Source organism: Pseudomonas sp. AGC41, from assembly GCF_057334555.1.
Map to the genome: position 1 here is coordinate 75,951 of NZ_JBHFJB010000064.1, position 1,717 is coordinate 77,667.

1 protein-coding gene is annotated in these 1,717 nt (G+C 63.1%); it reads right to left on the minus strand.

Annotation, left to right across the window (positions count from 1 at the left end; genetic code table 11):
• Window positions 1–240: 240 nt before the first annotated feature.
• The gene (locus ACE04F_RS12220) at window positions 241–1,629 is read right to left on the minus strand and encodes a sodium:solute symporter family protein (protein WP_486106988.1); all 1,389 of its coding nucleotides are present in this window, start codon (window positions 1,627–1,629) and stop codon (window positions 241–243) included.
• Window positions 1,630–1,717 lie beyond the last annotated feature (88 nt).

Below are 1,717 nucleotides of genomic sequence, written 5' to 3' on the forward strand. Positions count from 1 at the left end.
CCGCCACTGCGATCTTTTTATTTGCGTGATGAGCCCCCTGTGGCGAGGGAGCTTGCTCCCGCTGGCCTGCGCAGCAGGCCTCAGCGTCCTGTCTGGCACACTGTGGTGATAGATGCATCTTGGGGCTGCTGCGCAGCCCAGCGGGAGCAAGCTCCCTCGCCACAGGGGAACGATGTTTGGTAAAAAAAGGGATATGGCCACCGACGCCATACCCCTCGAAGGAAACTCTCCGCTACCTGATCAAACCGCCTTGGCCATCACCTCCGACCGTGGCGACAGCAGGCTCACCACCACGAAGCTCACCAACGCCACGCTCAGGCTGTAGTAGATCGGCGTGTTCGCATCCAGGCCATCCTTGAACATGAAGAACAGCGCGGTGACGAAGCCCAGCGACATGCTGGTGATCGCGCCGGCGGTGGTCGCGCGTTTCCAGTAGATCGCCCCGATCAGCGGGATCAGCATGCCGCCGACCAGCAGGTTGTAGGCCAGCGTCAGGGCGCTGATCACGTCGCTGACGACCAAGGCGATCGCCAATACCACCGCGCCCAGCAGCAGGGTCGCGATACGGTTTTCGTGAACGTCGCCGTCGCCGCTCTCACGGCCCTGGCGCAGGCGGGGCAGCAAGTCCTGGACCACCGTGGTGGATGCCGCGAGCAGGCCTGCTGCGGCGGTGGACATCAATGCCGCCAACGCGGCTGCGATCACCAGGCCACGAATGCCGTTGGGCAGGCTGGTCTGCACCACGCTGGCGAAGGCGTTGTTGACGTTTTCCAGGTCCGGCAGCAGGACTTTGGCGGCCATGCCGATCAGCGCACCGGCCAGGCCGTAGAGCACGCAATACAGGCCGGCAGCGGTGCCGGCGACTTTCGCCACGCCTTCGCTGCGAGCGGTGAACACCCGCTGCCAGATGTCCTGGCCGATGAAGATGCCGAAGAAGTAGATCAGGAAATACGTAATGATGGTGTCCCAGCCAATGGCGGTGAAATCGAAATAGCGCGCCGGCAAGGCCGCCACCATCGCGTCCCAGCCACCAGCGTCACTGATGGACATTGGCATCAGCAGAAACACCAGGCCGATGGTCATGATCAGGAACTGCACGATGTCGGTCAGGGTCAGCGACCACATGCCGCCGATGGTGGAATACAACACCACCACGCCGCCGCCCACCAGGATCGAAACCCAGAAGGGCAGGCCGAACAGCACCTGCATGACTGTGCCGATGGCGATGGTCGAAGTCGCGCCGATCATCAACGCGTAGACCAGCATGATCAGCGCGCTGGCATGCCGCGCGGCCGGGTTGTAACGGCGCTCCAGCACCTGGGTCACGGTATAGATTTTCAGCTTGAGCAAAGGCTTGGCGAGGAACAGGCTCAGCCCGACGATGCCCAGGCCGATGGCGCCGCACAACCAGAATCCGGAAATACCGTGGACGTAACCCAGACGCACGGTGCCGATGGTCGACGCGCCGCCCAGCACAGTGGCGGCCATGGTGCCCAGGTAAAAACCCGGACCGAGGTTGCGCCCGGCGACGAGGTAGTCGTCGCGGGTCTTGGCGCGGCGCATGCCGTACCAGCCCAAGGCGATCATGCCGGTGGCGTAGATGAGAACGACGATTAAATCCAAGGCCATGATGGCGTGTCTCCGGTTCTATTTTTTTTGTGGGGCGAGGCTGCTGGCGCTGACACCGCAGCCTCGGTGCGAACGGGCTTTCGTGGCG

Excerpts from the sequence above, each read along its gene's own strand:
- ACE04F_RS12220 (WP_486106988.1), bottom strand. The coding sequence starts at position 1,629 with ATGGCCTTGGATTTAATCGTCGTTCTCATCTACGCCACCGGCATGATC.